Below are 15,860 nucleotides of genomic sequence, written 5' to 3'. Positions count from 1 at the left end.
GAATTGTTTTTATTGGGTCGGTGTGTAAGTAACCGATGACTTAGCTTGTCCTCCGGGGCGAGCGTGAGCAATAACGCGGAAGTCACTCAATGCTGAAAAAAATTCAGCACTCGTCAGGCCGTTTCGCAAATGCTTGAATGAAACCGGTCCGTACATCACAAGAAATCACCACGGAGTCCCCATGCGCTCTGACACTGAGGCATCGATCATCCTGCCACCGCTGAAAGCAATTCAGGCCTTCGAACAAACCGCGCGCTTCGGCAACGTCGCCAGGGCAGCAGAAGTGCTGGACCTGACACCCTCGGCAGTCAGCCATCAACTGGCGAAACTGGAAGGGATGATCGGCCGGCAATTATTCGTTCGCGCTGCTCGGGGCGTCTCGCTGACTCCGGTCGGCGAGCAATACCTCAAGGAAGTTTCCGGGATTTTGCACAGTCTCGCCGTCGCCACCGAGCGTGCGGCCAGCGATGTCAGCCTCGATTGCCTGCGCTTGCACTCGTCGCCAAGCTTCGGCCTGCTCTGGCTGATGCCGCGCCTGGAAGCGTTTCGCGCCAGTCACCCGGACATACAGATCAATCTGTCGTGCTCCTATGAATCGCTGCACTTCAGTCGCGACAAGATCGACGTCGATATCCGTCACGGCCTGCCGAACTGGCCCAGTTATGAGGTGCGCACGGTCAGGAACGAGACGTTCGCGGTGCTGACCTCACCGAAACTGCTCGCACAACGCCCGGTACGCGGCGCGGCGGATCTGTTGGAGTGCGATCTGATTCTGTCGGAAGCCACTCTGCTCAAATGGCCGCAATGGTTTGCCCAACATGGCTTGGCGCGTCCGGAACGGCCTTATGCATTGAGCTTCGATCGTTCCTACATGTCGCTGGAAGCGGCGAGTCATGGCTTGGGTTTCGCACTGGAAAGCACATTGCTGGCGCAGAAGTATCTGGCCGCGGGCACGCTGGTTGAAGTCGCGCCTGAATCTCTGAGTGCTGCGGTGGCTGCGCACCATTTGGTATTCCCCAAAGCGCATTCCAGCTTCCCACGGGTCAGGCGTTTTCTGGCGTGGATGGAGAGCGAGTTGGGGCACGAGTTCGCGTATTGAGTCGGGCTCAATTCTTTCAAACTCTCTGAACCGGCCAGGGTCAATCCATTACCGGTCACATATTCACGTCAGAGGTGAAGGAATGGATAACTACCACATCAACAAAAACCAGCAGCGCTGGGAACTGGTCAAAGAGGGCGCGCAGCGTGCGTCGAAAACGGCTGCGACCAAAGCCGAGATCACCCAGATCGCCAGTGACTATCTGCAGGACAAAACCGCCTCGCTGAAAATCCATAAAGAAGACGGGACGATTCAGGAAGAACGCACCTTTCCGCGCGCAGCCGACCCGCGAAAAACCAAAGGCTGAGCAGGCTGTTCTTTTCTGTGTTCATCGTTTCTTCAGAAGGGTCTGATTTATGGTCATTGCATGTCTGGGATGGGGCTCGCTGATCTGGAAGCCGGACGGCTTGCCGCTGGCCAGCGAGTGGTTTGCCGACGGGCCGCAGGTACCGATCGACTTCGTTCGCGTCAGTGACACTGGCGAGTTGACTACAGCCATAAGCGCGAACGCGCCGCCGTGCAAAGTGCTGTGGTCGGTCCTGGACGTGACCGATCTCGATCAGGCCCGCGAACGCCTGCGTATTCGAGAAGGCGTGCCGGAGGGCAGGGAGGATGGCATCGGCAGCTTCACCGTCGGTACCTCGCCGATGGGCGTGCTTGCTGAATGGGCAATTCCTCGGCAACTCGATGCGGTGATCTGGACGGCGCTGCCCGGCAGATTCAAGAACATCGAAGGTTTGGTGCCGAATGTCGACGACGCAGTTTCTTATCTGGCCGGGTTGAGCGGCGCGGCGCACGAACAAGCGCGCGACTATATCGAACAGGTGCCGGGGCAGATCGACACGCCGTATCGCCGTGAAATCATTGCCAGGCTTGGGTGGAAATGATGAGCACCCGCAGCCAGGCGCAGATTGCCGCGATCTTCGATCAGCTGTTGGCACTGCGAGAGAGTGTCGACATTCTCCAGCACGTGGAGAGCGCCAGCGTCGAGTCGCTGCGTGGCCATCAGACCGTGGACGCCCCCGAGTCGTTGGATCTGGTGTTTCAAAAGCTGCATGAAGACATCGCCAGCATGGAGGAAACTTTGGCGACGATAGCTGAGGCTACCGGTGACGTGTCGAAGTTATGAGGGTGTCGCGGGGGTGGCATGCAGAGATGATGTGCCTGGTCTGGCGCCTTCGCGAGCAGGCTCGCTCCCACAATGGATTTGTGAATCTATGATTTCCGGGGTCTGACGCAAAAACCTGTGGGAGTGAGCCTGCTCGCGAAAGCGCTGGGTCAGGCACTTACCCTGTTGGATGTGCCGACGTTATCGCGAGCAGGCTCGCTCCTACAACGGGGCTGGATCTCTCACCACGCGCAACGCATCCACCACCAGAGAAAACGCCGGCGACGGTTGGCGGCGGCTGGGGTAGTAGAGGTGGAAGCCACCGAACGGTTCGCACCAGTCTTCCAGCACTCTGACCAAACGCCCTTCAGCCAGATGCGCACCGAACTCGTCTTCAGGCAGGTAGGCAATCCCCAGCCCGTTCACAGCGGCGTCGGCGATGTGCACGGTGGAGTTGAACACCAGTTGACCGTCGACCCGCACTTTCAGCTTTTTGCCCTGCCGCTCGAATTCCCAGGCATCGACACCGTCGTAGGTCGGAAATCGAATGTCGATGCAGCGGTGCGCCGCCAGGTCGCGCGGATGTTGCGGGGCGGGGTGCCGGGCAAAGTAGTCGGGCGAGGCGACGACGGCCATGCGCAGCGGCGGGCCGATCGGTACGGCGATCATGTCCTGGGCGACGGTATCGCTGAAACGCACGCCGGCATCGAAGCGGTCGGCAACGATGTCACGGAAACCGTAGTTGATATCGAACTCGAGCTTGATGTCCGGGTATTGCAGCAAAAGTGGCGTCAGCTTGGGCAGCAGAGTGGTCTTGATGATGTTGTCACCGCAGGTGATGCGCACCGTACCGGCAGGCTTGTCGCGCAACTCGGTCAGGGCGTCCAGCTCGGCTTCGATTTCATCGAAACGATGACCCACGGTGTGCAGCAAACGTTCGCCGGCCGCCGTCAGTGACACGCTGCGTGTGGTGCGGGTCAGCAGGCGAATTTTCAGACGCGCTTCCAGCGCCGAGACTACCTGGCTCACCGCCGATTGCGTCACGCCCAGTTGCACCGCCGCGCGGGTGAAGCTACCGCTGCGGGCGACGGTGACGAAGGCGAGCAGGTCGTTGAAATTGGGTTTGGCCATGGGCGCGCGCTCGGGTTTATTGATTAGCAGAGTTTATAACCGCATTAAGCACTCATTAGCTAATCAAAGTCTCGAGCCTGCGCAACAATACCTTCATCCCGGCCACGCCTGGCTTCTCGATCAAGGACGCCCCCATGAAACGACTGTTCATACTGCTCGGGTTTCTCCTGAGTTCATTCACTGCATTCGGAGCTGACATGTCCCACGGTGCCGACAATTTCTTCAGAAGCGACAAGGTGACCGTGCAGAAGGTCAGCTTCAAAAACCAATATCAACTCACCGTGGTCGGCAACCTGTTTGTGCCCAAAGGACTCGACCCGGCAGCCCGCAGCGCGGCGATTATCGTTGGCCATCCGATGGGCGCGGTAAAGGAGCAGAGCGCCAATCTGTACGCACAGAAACTGGCGGAGCAGGGTTTTGTCACCTTGTCGCTGGATCTGTCGTTCTGGGGCGAAAGCGAGGGCGCGCCGCGCAACGCGGTGTTGCCGGACATGTATGCCGAAGACTTCAGCGCGGCCGTCGATTACCTCGGCACACGGCCATTTATCGACCGCGAGCGCATCGGCGTGTTGGGCATCTGCGGCAGCGGCAGCTTCGTGATCAGCGCGGCGAAAATCGACCCACGCATGAAAGCCATCGCCACCGTCAGCATGTACGACATGGGCGCGGCCAACCGTGATGGCCTCAAGCACTCGCAAAGCCTTGCGCAGCGCAAGCAGATCATTGCGCAGGCGGCCGAGCAGCGTTACGCCGAGTTTACTGGCGGCAAGGTCGAATACACCGGCGGCACCGTGCTGGAACTGAAGGCCGACACCCATCCGATCCAGCGTGAATTCTTCGATTTCTACCGCACCCCGCGCGGCGAATTCACCCCGGCCAGCTCGACGCCACAACAGACCACGCGGCCGACGCTGAGCAGCAACACCAAGTTCATGAACTTCTATCCGTTCGTCGATATCGAGAGCATCTCGCCGCGCCCGATGTTGTTTATTGCCGGTGCCGACGCGCACTCCCGTGAGTTCAGCGAAGAGGCTTTCCGGTTGGCGGGTCAGCCGAAAGAACTGGTGATCGTGCCGAATGCCGGCCATGTCGATCTGTACGACCGGGTCGAGCTGATTCCTTTTGCCAAGCTGACGCAGTTCTTCAAGAGCAACCTGAAGTAACTTTCAACGCGACGGAGCAAAGCGATGCGGTTTTTTGCCAACGGCTGGAAGGGATTCGTACTGATGGCATGGCTGCCCGTTGCTCTGTCTGCACCGACCGCTATGGAGGCCAGCAGGATGTGGATGACCGTCGGAGAACAGCGTTTTGCCATTGCTCTGGAGGACAACCCGAGTACGCGGCAATTGCTCACGCGATTGCCGCTGAGCCTGGACATGACCGACCTGCACGGCAATGAAAAATACGCCACCGTGCAGCCGCCATTGCCCACCCAGCCCTACCGGCCGGGCACGATCCACAACGGCGATTTCCTTTTGTATGGCGACGATACGTTGGTGGTCTTCTACAAAACCTTCGATTCGTCCTACCGCTATTCGCGTCTTGGTCGCATCGACCGGCCGCAGGACTTGGCCGAAGTCTTGGGGCGTGGCGATGTGCGGGTGACGTTCACTCTGCATGAGTGAGGAGAGTCATTGATGAACCAGAAATCGTTAAATCAAGGGCGTCTTCTGCGCATCGTCGCCCTCGGCTGCGCGGTCCTCGCCAGTGCAGCCTGCGTGAATCCCCTCTGCGCCAATCCTTCCCGATCACCGGAGAAACCGATCATGAAAGAACAGCCTCTGACGCCTGAACAACTGGCGATCGCCCCGATTGCCGCCAACGCTGCAATCGGCGACATGCCGCGTCTGCGCGACGCACTCAATCGTGGTCTCGATGCCGGGCTGAGCATCAGCGAAACCAAGGAAATTCTGGTGCAGCTGTACGCCTACGCCGGGTTCCCGCGCAGCCTCAACGCCTTGTCATTGCTGATGAAGGTTTTGCAGGAACGCGCCGCGCGGGGCATCGAAGACGTGCCGGGACGCGAGCCGGGTCCGGTTCCGTCGGGGTATGCGCTCACCGAACTCGGCACCGACAATCAGACTCGCCTGGTCGGCGCGCCAGTGTCCGGCCCACTGTTCGAATTCGCCCCGGCGATCGATCAGTTTCTGAAAGTGCACTTGTTCGGCGACATCTTCGCCCGCGACAACCTGGCATGGACGGATCGGGAACTGGCAACTGTTGGTGCGCTGGCAGCGATGGCTGGGGTGGAATCACAGCTGGAGTCGCATTTGAAGATCAGTCTGAATGTGGGATTGACGATTGAGCAGTTGCGGCAAGCGGCGCAGGAGTTGGAGGCGCGTGGGGATTTGCAGGCTGCTGAGCGGGTGGGCGCGGGGCTGGGGAAATTGGGGGGCTGAAGTCCATAAGGTCAGTCATCTGGATTTTGCCTTTCAACAGCTCAGCGATTTTTGCGGGTTTGATGGTCCATCTGACATCCTTCGACAGATGTCCAAGTCGTAACGCCAGCTTACGTTTACTTCGCAGTCTGGAGTGCAGCTCTTTGCGAAATGCCGCCTCCCTGGACCTGGAAAAATCCACAGCTTTTTTGCTTATTGGGTTGTGCTGTTTGGTGTCCAGTGGGGGGCAGTCATAAAAGAAGATACGGTAAAGCTCTTTCCTGGCTCGTTGTCGTAGCTCTCGAATGGCGCCCGTTGGACGGGTCAAGGTTTTATTGAGGAGGTGGGCGGTTGCCCATCGATGGACCAGATCGGCCGCGCGTTCAGCGTTGAAGGCGTTTTGAGGTTCGATTCGTCGAAAGCGTTTGATGAAAAAGGCGCCATCGACTAACACCGCAGTGGGCATGTTTTTTACCTAAAAAAACGCCCAAGGGTTTGGCACGTTCTGGATGATTAGAACGGCGTACTGCCTTGGGCGGGATGGGAGCAGATTAGGTAGGAGTGACGGATACGTCAACAACACCTTTTTCGTCTGACCTGTTTGCATAAAGTTGAATGCGCCCAGCGCTTTCAACTCTCAGGTGGCGACGGGGAAACGATAAATTGCGGAGGGTAAGCGGGCAAGACAGCGACTTCCGTAAGATTTGTAGGCAAAAGCGCTGTGTCTCGTAGGCTCGGTTATCCGGGAGCGGGCGAGCGCGGGGTTGGGCAGAATCCGGGGGGCACATAATGAGAGCGGCTCTGTTAGGCCGATTCTCGTCTTCAGCGCTGGCGCCGACTCGCTCCCGGCGAGCTTCCCGTTATCCGCTTGAACGCACGACTGAACGCCGCTTGGGAGGTGTAGCCCAAGCGCTGCGCCACTTCTTCGATTGGCAGTCTTTCCAGCGTCAGCCACTGACTGGCCAGGCGCATGCGCAGTTCGGTGGCGTAGCGCAGCGGCGGGGTGCCGAGGGTGGTCTGGAAGCGTTCGGCGAAGACCGAACGTGAGGTGTTGCACAGCGTTGCCAGTTCGGCGACGCTCCAGTCGCGCCCCGGTTGTTGGTGCAGGGCCAGCAAGGCCTGCGCCAGGCGAGGGTCGCGCAGGGCGGCGACGAGACCGGAGGCATTGCCGCAAGCGCATTCGACCCAGCCGCGAACAATCATTGCCGCCACTACGTCGGCAAGGCGCGCGAGAATGCCGGCAAAGCCAATGCGCGCTGCGCTGACTTCGCGTTCCATGGTCGCAAGGATTGGCATAAGTCCCGGATAACGCTGGCCGCCAGCGTCGATCAGCATAAGACCCGGCATCAGCCGACCGAGGCCTTGCAGGCTGCCGAGTTCGAACTCCATACAGCCACTGAAGAGCAGGGCGCTATCGGGCGAATCGGCGCTGTGTCCGACCTGCACCGCGCAGACCGTGTCGCCGAGCGGTGCGGCGACGGCGCTGTCAATGTCCTGCACCTCGGCGCCTGCATGAGACAGCAACTGGTGCGCAGCACCATGGGCAATGAATACCGCATTGCCTGCCGACAATTCGTACAAGCTGCCGTCCTCCAGTCGCAACACTGTCGATCCGGCGGCAACGAAATGGAAATACGCATGGCCGGGCTTGTCGCTGAAACCCAGACCATACGGCGGACCAGCGTGGATCCGACGATATTGCACGCCACGCAAACGCATGCTGCGCAGCAATTCAGTGATCAGGTCTGATGACAGTGAAAAGGGATCGGTGCTGCTCATGTTCGGGGTTTCGATCAAAAGTTCAAGACTGCGCATCATAGATCATCCGGTTTGCCGCCAATAGACTGCCCTCTCGAAATGTCCGAGGGAGTCTTGAAATGAATGAACGTGTAGGTGATGGGCGAACTGAAGGGGAGCCGCTGGTGCCTGCGTGGATGGCGGTGTTTTCACTGGCGATGGGGGTGTTTGGCCTGCTCACGGCGGAATATCTGCCGGCCAGCCTGCTGACACCGATGGCGCTCGATCTCGGCGTCAGCGAAGCGCTGGCCGGGCAAGCGGTGACGGTGACCGCAGTGGTGGCGCTGTTTGCCGGATTGCTGGTGCCGGGGTTGACGCGCAGCATTGATCGGCGCCTGGTATTACTCGGCTTTTCGGCACTGATGATTGCTTCGAATCTGCTGGTGGCGCTGTCGTCCAGCCTCGCAGTGTTGCTGATCATGCGCATCCTTTTGGGCATAGCTCTGGGTGGATTCTGGAGCATGGCGGCGGCCGTGGCGATGCGCCTGGTGCCCGCGGCGCTGCTGCCCCGCGCGTTGTCGATCATCTTCAGCGGAATCGCCGTGGGTACCGTGGTGGCGGTGCCGTTGGGCAGCTATCTCGGCGGCCAGTTTGGCTGGCGCAGTGCGTTTTTCGCAGCAGCAGCGGTGGGCGTGGTGACGCTGGTCTTTCAGATGTTCACGTTACCCAGTCTGGCGCCGCATCGTCCGTCACGCCTGCGTACGGTGCTTGAGGTGTTGCTGCGACCGGGCATTGCCATTGGCATGTTTGGCTGTGTATTGGTGCACACCGGTCACTTTGCGTTGTTCACCTACATCAGGCCATTTCTGGAAAGCACCACCGGCGTCGGCCCGCAGACGCTGGCACTGATGCTCCTTGGTTTCGGCGTGGCGAACTTTGCCGGCACGCTGTCCGCCGGCTGGCTGTTGCAGCGCAATCCACGCGCAACACTGGTGCTGATGCCGGTGTTGGTGGGGGTTGCCGCTCTGGCGTTGGTCGGGTTACCGGCCTCGCTCACCGGGCAGGCGTTGCTCTTGGCGCTGTGGGGGATGGCCTTCGGTGGCGTGCCGGTCGCATGGTCGAACTGGGTGGCGCGCTCGATACCCGATCAGGCCGAAAGCGCAGGCGGCATGGTCGTCGCATCGGTGCAGTCGGCGATTGCCGCAGGCGCCGCAGCCGGCGGTTCGGTGTTCAGTTTCAGCGGTATCGATGGTGTGTTTGTAGCGGCTGGAATTCTGATGTTGCTGGCCGCGCTGCTGATTGCACTGAAGGTCAATGTCGATGTGCCGGAGCCGGGTTCGGCGCCGGTGGCACCGGTGCATTTGTGATTTGATCAATCCGCCTTACGCGTGGCGGCAATGTCCCAGGTTTGCATGACCTGAGTGATAGCAGCATCAATGTTATCCAGCGCGGTGTTGTCTCTGGCGAGGATGGATATGCCCTGCAGGAAACTGTCGAATACCGTCGCCATCGCCGCCGCACTTGTGCCGCTGGCCAGCTCGTCGGCATTCACAGCGCGTTCGACGCAGGCTTGGATGCCGGCACGGGTGCGCTGCCGTGAGTGGGTCAGGGCTTGCGCCACATGGGCGGTTTCCGGGCTCGGTGCGCTCATGACGCCGAGGGTAACCATGCAGCCCTTGGGGTGTGTGTCGTCGCACTGCATGCGTGCCGACTGGCGCAAAGCGGTCTCGATCGCCTGGCGTGGTGGCAGGCTGTCGTCCCACAGGCACTCGGTGACTTGCGCATAGGTGGTTAAATAACGCTGCACGCATTCATCGAACAACGCTTCCTTGGAACCGAACGCGGCGTAGAAGCTCGGCGCAGAGATACCGCCACCCAGGCCTGCCTTCAATTGGGCCAGCGATGTCGCGTCGTAGCCGTGTTGCCAGAACAGTTGCAAAGCCTGATCGACGGCGTCGTCGCGATCAAACTGACGGGGGCGACCGGTTCTCGCCATGACCTGACTCCTCATTGATTTAATATAAAGACTAGTCGATACAGAAATTGTTGACAACGCTGCGCATGCACCCTCAGGATCTAGATCGATCGGTATTTAAATCTGAGTCGTTTTTTTCGAGGAGCTTCCAGTGACACCTTCAATCACGTTAACGGCTACGCCAAAAGGTCTGCCCATCGGCGCTTTGCTGGCGCTGGCCATGACTGGCTTCATCTGCATCGTCACCGAAACCCTGCCGGCGGGCCTGTTGCCGTTGATCAGTGAAGGCCTGGCGATTTCGCCGTCCATGGCCGGGCAAATGGTTACCGCGTACGCATTGGGTTCCGTACTGGCGGTGATCCCGATGACCATCGCCACCCGGGGCTGGCGGCGCCGCAACGTGCTGCTGCTGACGATTGTCGGTTTCCTGCTGTTCAATTCGATTACCGCGCTGTCGTCGCATTACGGCGTGACGCTGGTCGCGCGGTTCTTCGCCGGGGTTGCGGCGGGTCTGGCATGGAGTCTGCTGGCCGGCTATGCGCGACGCATGGTTGAGCCCGAACAGCAGGGCAAGGCGTTGGCGCTGGCGATGGTCGGCACACCGATTGCGCTGTCGCTGGGCGTGCCTCTGGGTACGTGGCTCGGTGGGCTGGTCGGTTGGCGCACTACATTCGGTCTGATGTCGGCGCTGACCTTGGTACTGATCGTCTGGGTACTGGTGAAAGTGCCCGACTACCCGCCGCAGCCGGCCCATCAACGCCTATCGCTGAGCAAAGTCCTGACTACCCCGGGCGTGCGTCCTGTGCTAGCAGTGGTGATCAGTTGGATGCTGGCGCACAACATTCTCTACACCTATATCGCTCCGTTCGTGGCGCCGGCGGGCATGGCCGAGCGGGTGGATGTGGTGTTGTTGAGCTTCGGCATCGCCGCTCTGGTCGGGATATGGCTGACGGCGAAGCTGGTCGAGCCGCTGCTGCGTTCGACGGTTCTGCTGAGTTTGGCGACCTTTGCCGCCGTCTGCGTGGCGCTGGGATTTGGCGGAGGCAGCCCAGAGGTGATTTATCTCGGCGTGGCGGCATGGGGTTTAACCTTTGGCGGCGCGGCGACGCTGTTGCAAACGGCGCTGGCTGATGCGGCGGGCGACGGAGCGGATGTCGCCTTGTCGTTGAACGTAGTGGCGTGGAACAGCGCGATCGCTGGCAGCGGTGTCGTCGGCGGCGTGCTGCTCGATCAGTGGGGCGTTACCTCATTTCCGTGGGCCATGCTGGCACTGGTCGCTATCGCCTTCGCCATTGCCTGGGGTGCCCGGGCCCACGGTTTCAAGTCGGGCCCGCGCTCTGTAGAAGCTTCGGTGGTGACGGGGCATTGAACCCCGCTAGCAGTTTCTTCAACCGCGCTTCGGCAGTTTCCAGTTAGGCCGGATGAAATGGCAAGTGTAGCCATTCGGAATCCGCTCCAGGTAATCCTGATGCTCGGGTTCCGCTTCCCAGAACGGCCCCGCCGGTTCGATTTCCGTAACCACTGGGCCCGGCCACAATTTCGATGCGTCGACATCGGCGGCGGTGTCCTCAGCGACGGCGCGCTGCTCGTCGTTGAGGTAGTAGATCGCCGACCGGTAGCTCGGGCCAAGATCGTTGCCCTGACGGTTAGGCGTGCTCGGGTCGTGGATCTGGAAGAAGAACTCGAGGATCTGCCGGTAGCTGATTACCGCCGGATCGAATTCAATCTCGATGGCTTCGGCGTGGTTGCCGTGGTTGCGATAGGTCGCATTCGGCACATCACCGCCGGTATAGCCGACGCGGGTTTTCAGCACACCCGGGTAGCGGCGCAATAAATCCTGCATGCCCCAGAAGCAGCCGCCGGCGAGAATGGCAGTTTCGGTTTGAGTGGTCATGGTGTGTGCTTCCTCTCGAGACGATGTGGGGATACCCACTGTTATGAGGGCGGGTTGAGAGAATCCAAGGTCACGCTCATCAGAATCGACCACTGGCCTGCTGATCAAGCGGCCTGCAGGCGACTGTCAACCAAAGCCAAAGAACGAACGCAGCTTGCTCGGTGACTTGCGCTCGTAGAACGGCTTGGTCTCCTTGAGGAAGTAATCACTCAGCCCGGCTTGTCCCGTCAGCACGCGGCAAAAATCAACCGGCCCGCCATCAGGGGCTGTATCCCCAGCGACATTGCCGGCCTCGCGCATGACCTGCTCGATATCGCCATCCGCTTCGATGCCGACGATCAGGTGCGGTTTTTCATCAACCGAGGCGTCGTGCATCAGCGCCAGGAATGCGCGTTTCACATTGGCGTGTTTGCCAAGCAGTTGCGAGAGCGAATGGACCATCGTCGATGGGTAGTCGGATGGCTGGCCGAGCAAGACGTTGGTTTCTTTTTCAACGGTACGCTGCGTGGCGGGCCGGCCGATTTCGCCTGAGAGCAGGCGTTGCACTTCCTCCGGAAGGAATTCCTTGCCGTACGGCGACTTCGGATTCAGAAAAAGCAGCGCGCCCAGAGTGATTTCGAACAATGATCGTGCCGGTATCTCCACATAGCTCTGCTCGCTGTCGATGGATTGTTGCAGCGTTGGCAGCGAGGAGAAGAACGGAATGACCGGCGTGCCATCGGGCTTCTGCCAATGGGCGATGCTGATATTGCTGCCGGCTTCGAGATTGACATGACCCTGCGCCGCACCAGCGGTGCCGAGGATGTAGACGGTCGAGTCCAGCAGGGTGCGATAGAACTCAGGGCGATGCGCGGGTTCGTCCGCGGCCAGCCGGAGTGATGTTTCCAATGGGTTTTCTTGGGAAGTATCCATGAGACTAATCCGTTATTTTCTATGGGACGCGATGATTACCTGGCCGGTTCGAGGAGACGTGCTTTCACGAAGATACTCGTCCAAAGATTCGAATCTTGCGCCGTTCTAACCAACACCACAAAGCCAACTGTGGGAGCGAGCTTGCTCGCGAAGGCGTCGTGTCAGTTGAAATAACTCACGGCTGATAAACCGCTTTCGCGAGCAGGCTCGCTCCCACATTTGAATCTCGCGTTGGGTCTTATAGCAAACTCCACGAAACCCCAACATAAACCCCCATCCCTTCACCCGGGGTCGACCGCGCAGCATCCAGACCTTTGTCGTCATACCCCGGCGTGACTGTTGCCGCATAACGCTTGCCGGTCAGGTTGCGCATGTCGACCCAGCCTTGCCAGTCGCCCTTCGGCGCGTTGTAGCCCAGGGTGGCGCCAAACAGGGCGTAGGGATCGGCGTAGTAGCTGTTGGCGTAGTCCACGGCAACTTTGGACACCAGTTGTGTGTTCGCGGCGGCGAAGAAGCCCTGCGGCCAGTCGTAACGCAGTTCGCCCTGGTAATAATGCATTGGCAGGCCCGGCAGGCGGTTGTCGCCGAAGCGTTCGTCGTCGCGGTAGTGGAAGTCGCTGAAGGTGTAGGCCTGGCGCAAGCTCAACTGGCGGCCGTCGGCGGCGGTCCAGAGTTTGCTGTTGAGGCTGGCCTCGATGCCCTGGTGCACGGTCGGGCTGGCATTGAGTTCGTAGGGCGTGACGGCGTTGGCGTCCGGCAGTACCGAGAGCAGTTCGTGACGAACTTGCGCGTAGTACCAGGCCAGGCTCCATTCGCCCAGTTTGCTGTCGCCACGGCCACCGAGTTCCAGAGTGGTAGCGGTCTGGTTTTGCAGTTCGACCGGGTCGCGCTGGGTGCCGGTGGCGGCGCCGTTGCCGGCAGGGAAGCGCACGTTGGAGCTGTAGATCAGCGACCACGGGTGCGGTGCTTCGACGGAGCGGCTGAGGTTGCCGAACACTTGCACGTCGGAGGTGATCTGATAGCGCAGGCCGATGCGCGGTGCATAGTCCCAGTCGCTGAGACTGGTCTTGCCGCCGCCCTGCGGATAGGTCACGGCGCTTTCGCGGCGGGTGTAGATCGCGGCGAGGCCGGTGGTCAGCCAGAGGTCGTCGGCAATTTCCAGGTCGTTACCGAAATGCAGCACGGTATCCGAACCCTGATAGGTGAAATTACGCATCCGCGTGCCCGGGGCATAGCTGGCGGTGTTGCCACTCGGGATGCGCACGAACTCGCTGGCGCCATCGTTGGGCAGGTGCTTGGTCACGCGCAGGCCGACATTGCTGCGGCTTTCCATGCCGAACAAAGTGTCGCGGCGCTTGTAGTCGAAGGTGCCGCTGACGTCGGTGTAAGCCACCTTCAGCCGGTTCGGGCCTTCGCGCAGATCCATCGGGTAGTCGTGGTAGACGAGGCCGGTCTGGATGCTCGAATCGTCGTCGAGGTAGAACGTGGTCTTGTTGCCGATGAAGGTACTGCCGGGCTGCTTGCGGCTGTCATCGCGGGTCACATACGCCGGGTTGGCTGCCCGTGGGCTGTGTTCGATGGAATGCTTGGTCACGCGACCGGCGAGGTCGTTGTCGGTCTCGCGATAGCGGAAATAGAAGCGGGTTTCCAGATTCGGGTTGAAGCGATAGCCGAAGTTGGCGATCAGGCCTTTGCTCTCGCTGGCGGTGTGGTCCTGATAGCCGTCGGCGTTGGCATCGGTCAGCGACACGTAGTAATCGAAATCCCCCAGCACTTGCCCGGAGCTGACCTGGCGCTGCTGATAGCCATGGCTGCCGGTGGCGTAGCGCACTTGCAGCTTCGGCGCGGTGTAACCGGTGTGGCTGACGTAATCGATAGCGCCGCCCAGCGCCAGCGCGCCGCGATCGAAACCGTTGGCGCCGCGCAGCACTTCGACATGGTCGACCCACAACGGCTCAAGCAATTCATACGGCGTGCCGCCGGGGCCGGTGAGAGGCAAGCCATCCAGCATCGTGTACAGCCCCGAGGCGTGGGCGCCGGGCGCGCGGTTGATGCCTGAACCGCGGATGGAAATCTTCACGCCTTCGTTGCCCGCCGACTGGGCATACACCCCCGGCTGATAGGCCAGCACATCCTGATTGCTGGCAACACGGCCCTGCAACGGCTGGCGCATGTCGACCACGTTGGCGCCGCCGGGAACCTGCTCAAGGCGTTGCCGCGCTTCTTCGACCACTGCATCGCTGCCACTGCGCTGATCTGCCGAAATCAGCACTTGCCCCAGCTCCAGACCTTGGGTCTCGGCCATCACCGGGCAGGCCAGGGCCAGACCGAGCAGGGCAGTGGGCAATGATTTGGACGACGGCATCGAAAAAACTCCAGCAAACAGGGGATCGGGCAATGAACAGTGCGACGTCGGAACAAACCCAGGAAACACATGGCGACAGGGCTTTTTTGCCCGACGATGGCAAACAATCGGGCGTGAACTAACCTCACGGATCAGGGCCATCGGGTCAATAAACAAATTCAGCGGGCTGTTGAAGCGCGAGGACAGGTTCATGGCGAAAGACAAGAAGAAACCTGCAAAGGCAATCGAACGTCCACGCTTGAAAAACAAGGACTATCTGCAACAGCTGCGCAAGCTCCACGTTGAGCTGGTCAAGCTGCAGGAGTGGGTCATCGCCAAAGGTGTCAAGGTGTGTATTGTTTTCGAAGGGCGCGACGGTGCGGGCAAGGGCGGGGTGATCAAGGCGATCACGGAGCGCGTCAGCCCACGGGTTTTCCGGGTGATGGCACTGCCGGCGCCAACCGATCGCGAAAAGAGCCAGATGCATGTGCAGCGCTACCTGCCGCATCTGCCGGCAGGCGGTGAGGTAGTGATTTTCGACCGCAGTTGGTACAACCGCGCCGGCGTCGAACGGGTCATGGGCTTTTGCACGGAAGAACAGGCTGACAAGTTTCTCAAGTCGATCCCTTGGGTGGAGAACGCTATCGTCGATTCGGGGGTGATCCTGCTCAAGTACTGGCTTGAGGTCAGTCCGGAGGAACAGACCCGCCGGCTCGAAGCGCGAATCAATGACGGGCGCAAGACCTGGAAACTGACACCAATGGATCTGAAATCCTACAGTCGCTGGTATGACTACTCACGGGCGCGGGACGAGATGTTCAAGCATACCGACACCGATTGGGCGCCGTGGAGGGTTGCCGACTCCAATGACAAGCGTCGTGCACGGCTGAACATCATCACTGATTTGCTCAGTCGCATCCCCTATGAAGAGGTCAAGCGCGACAAGGTCGAGTTGCCGAAACGGCAGAAGCCGGGCAAGTATCGGGAGCCGGATTATCCGTACAAGCGGGTGGCGGAGCGGTTTTGACATTTGCGGGTTTTTTGGGGCTTGGCGGCCTTTGGGCCGACCAGGCTCTTGGGGTTTTGGGTGTATATCCGTTTTTTTGGGTGTTGCGGCTGGCGGTTCCGCTCTTACAGCGGGTCACTTTTGCAGACGCCCAAAAGTAACCAAAACGCTTTGCTCCTACGTTCGGCCCTCGCAGGCTCGGGTTCCTTCGCTACGGGACTGATCCGGGCGCAGCGGCTACGGTTTGCTTCGCTGCACCTCCTTCCGCTGTGTTCG

16 protein-coding genes are annotated in these 15,860 nt (G+C 60.2%); 10 read left to right on the top strand and 6 right to left on the bottom strand.

Annotation, left to right across the window (positions count from 1 at the left end):
* The first annotated feature begins 181 nt into the window (after positions 1–181).
* The 4 genes from D8U60_RS05675 (at position 182) to D8U60_RS05660 (ending at position 2,228) form a co-directional block, all read left to right on the top strand.
* Positions 182–1,099, top strand: a complete 918-nt coding sequence (locus tag D8U60_RS05675) for a LysR substrate-binding domain-containing protein (protein WP_024012668.1) — start codon at positions 182–184, stop codon at positions 1,097–1,099.
* An 82-nt stretch (positions 1,100–1,181) separates the two neighbouring features.
* Complete coding sequence (locus tag D8U60_RS05670) at positions 1,182–1,406, top strand: DUF2188 domain-containing protein (protein WP_016774410.1); 225 nt, start codon at positions 1,182–1,184, stop codon at positions 1,404–1,406.
* A gap of 49 nt (positions 1,407–1,455) precedes the next feature.
* Entirely contained in the window at positions 1,456–1,986 is a 531-nt protein-coding gene (locus D8U60_RS05665) for a hypothetical protein (RefSeq protein WP_130899670.1), read from the top strand.
* Positions 1,986–2,228 (top strand): hypothetical protein, encoded by a 243-nt coding sequence (locus D8U60_RS05660; RefSeq protein ID WP_110645864.1) that lies wholly within the window; start codon positions 1,986–1,988, stop codon positions 2,226–2,228. The genes D8U60_RS05665 and D8U60_RS05660 overlap by 1 nt, the downstream gene beginning before the upstream one ends.
* Positions 2,229–2,429: 201 nt before the next feature.
* Here D8U60_RS05660 and D8U60_RS05650 read toward each other — a convergent pair whose 3' ends face one another.
* Positions 2,430–3,338, bottom strand: coding sequence for a LysR family transcriptional regulator (locus D8U60_RS05650; RefSeq protein ID WP_130899669.1), 909 nt, complete (start codon positions 3,336–3,338; stop codon positions 2,430–2,432).
* Between the two features lie 134 nt (positions 3,339–3,472).
* Between D8U60_RS05650 and D8U60_RS05645 the strand changes: the two genes are divergently transcribed.
* The 3 genes from D8U60_RS05645 to D8U60_RS05635 all read left to right on the top strand — a co-directional run bounded on the left by D8U60_RS05645 (position 3,473) and on the right by D8U60_RS05635 (position 5,737).
* Positions 3,473–4,501, top strand: a complete 1,029-nt coding sequence (locus D8U60_RS05645) for an alpha/beta hydrolase (protein WP_130899668.1) — start codon at positions 3,473–3,475, stop codon at positions 4,499–4,501.
* A 123-nt stretch (positions 4,502–4,624) separates the two neighbouring features.
* Positions 4,625–4,963, top strand: a complete 339-nt coding sequence (locus tag D8U60_RS05640) for a cyclophilin-like fold protein (RefSeq protein WP_241663512.1) — start codon at positions 4,625–4,627, stop codon at positions 4,961–4,963.
* A gap of 141 nt (positions 4,964–5,104) precedes the next feature.
* The gene (locus D8U60_RS05635; RefSeq protein WP_241663511.1) at positions 5,105–5,737 is read left to right on the top strand and encodes a carboxymuconolactone decarboxylase family protein; all 633 of its coding nucleotides are present in this window, start codon (positions 5,105–5,107) and stop codon (positions 5,735–5,737) included.
* 801 nt (positions 5,738–6,538) lie between these two features.
* Here the strand turns inward: D8U60_RS05635 and D8U60_RS05625 are convergent.
* Complete coding sequence (locus D8U60_RS05625) at positions 6,539–7,531, bottom strand: AraC family transcriptional regulator (protein ID WP_130899666.1); 993 nt, start codon at positions 7,529–7,531, stop codon at positions 6,539–6,541.
* Between the two features lie 62 nt (positions 7,532–7,593).
* Between D8U60_RS05625 and D8U60_RS05620 the strand changes: the two genes are divergently transcribed.
* Positions 7,594–8,820 carry an MFS transporter gene (locus D8U60_RS05620; RefSeq protein WP_130899665.1) on the top strand — a complete coding sequence of 409 codons (1,227 nt, stop codon included), beginning with the start codon at positions 7,594–7,596 and terminating at the stop codon, positions 8,818–8,820.
* 5 nt (positions 8,821–8,825) lie between these two features.
* Here the strand turns inward: D8U60_RS05620 and D8U60_RS05615 are convergent, their stop codons facing one another.
* Positions 8,826–9,449: a TetR/AcrR family transcriptional regulator gene (locus tag D8U60_RS05615; protein ID WP_076563248.1), complete on the bottom strand. Its 624-nt coding sequence runs from the start codon at positions 9,447–9,449 to the stop codon at positions 8,826–8,828.
* 130 nt (positions 9,450–9,579) lie between these two features.
* Between D8U60_RS05615 and D8U60_RS05610 the strand changes: the two genes are divergently transcribed.
* Complete coding sequence (locus D8U60_RS05610) at positions 9,580–10,797, top strand: MFS transporter (RefSeq protein ID WP_130899664.1); 1,218 nt, start codon at positions 9,580–9,582, stop codon at positions 10,795–10,797.
* An 18-nt stretch (positions 10,798–10,815) separates the two neighbouring features.
* Here D8U60_RS05610 and msrA read toward each other — a convergent pair whose 3' ends face one another.
* From msrA to D8U60_RS05595, 3 genes are all read right to left on the bottom strand, one after another.
* Complete coding sequence (gene msrA, locus D8U60_RS05605; RefSeq protein WP_130899663.1) at positions 10,816–11,322, bottom strand: peptide-methionine (S)-S-oxide reductase MsrA; 507 nt, start codon at positions 11,320–11,322, stop codon at positions 10,816–10,818.
* 126 nt (positions 11,323–11,448) lie between these two features.
* A complete protein-coding gene (gene sseB / locus D8U60_RS05600) occupies positions 11,449–12,234 on the bottom strand; it encodes an enhanced serine sensitivity protein SseB (RefSeq protein ID WP_130899662.1) in 786 nt (261 codons plus the stop codon).
* A gap of 238 nt (positions 12,235–12,472) precedes the next feature.
* On the bottom strand, positions 12,473–14,599 hold the full coding sequence (locus tag D8U60_RS05595) for a TonB-dependent receptor (RefSeq protein ID WP_130899661.1): 2,127 nt from the start codon (positions 14,597–14,599) through the stop codon (positions 12,473–12,475).
* Positions 14,600–14,789: 190 nt separating this feature from the next.
* On the opposite strand from D8U60_RS05595, the gene ppk2 reads away from it, so the two are divergent.
* Positions 14,790–15,605, top strand: coding sequence for a polyphosphate kinase 2 (ppk2, locus tag D8U60_RS05590; RefSeq protein WP_073474893.1), 816 nt, complete (start codon positions 14,790–14,792; stop codon positions 15,603–15,605).
* Positions 15,606–15,860: the final 255 nt, after the last annotated feature.

It is taken from the genome of Pseudomonas sp. Sample_11 (genome assembly GCF_004307505.1).
Taxonomy (GTDB): Bacteria; Pseudomonadota; Gammaproteobacteria; order Pseudomonadales; family Pseudomonadaceae; genus Aquipseudomonas; species Aquipseudomonas atacamensis.
This window is presented reverse-complemented; position numbering and strand designations above follow the sequence as displayed.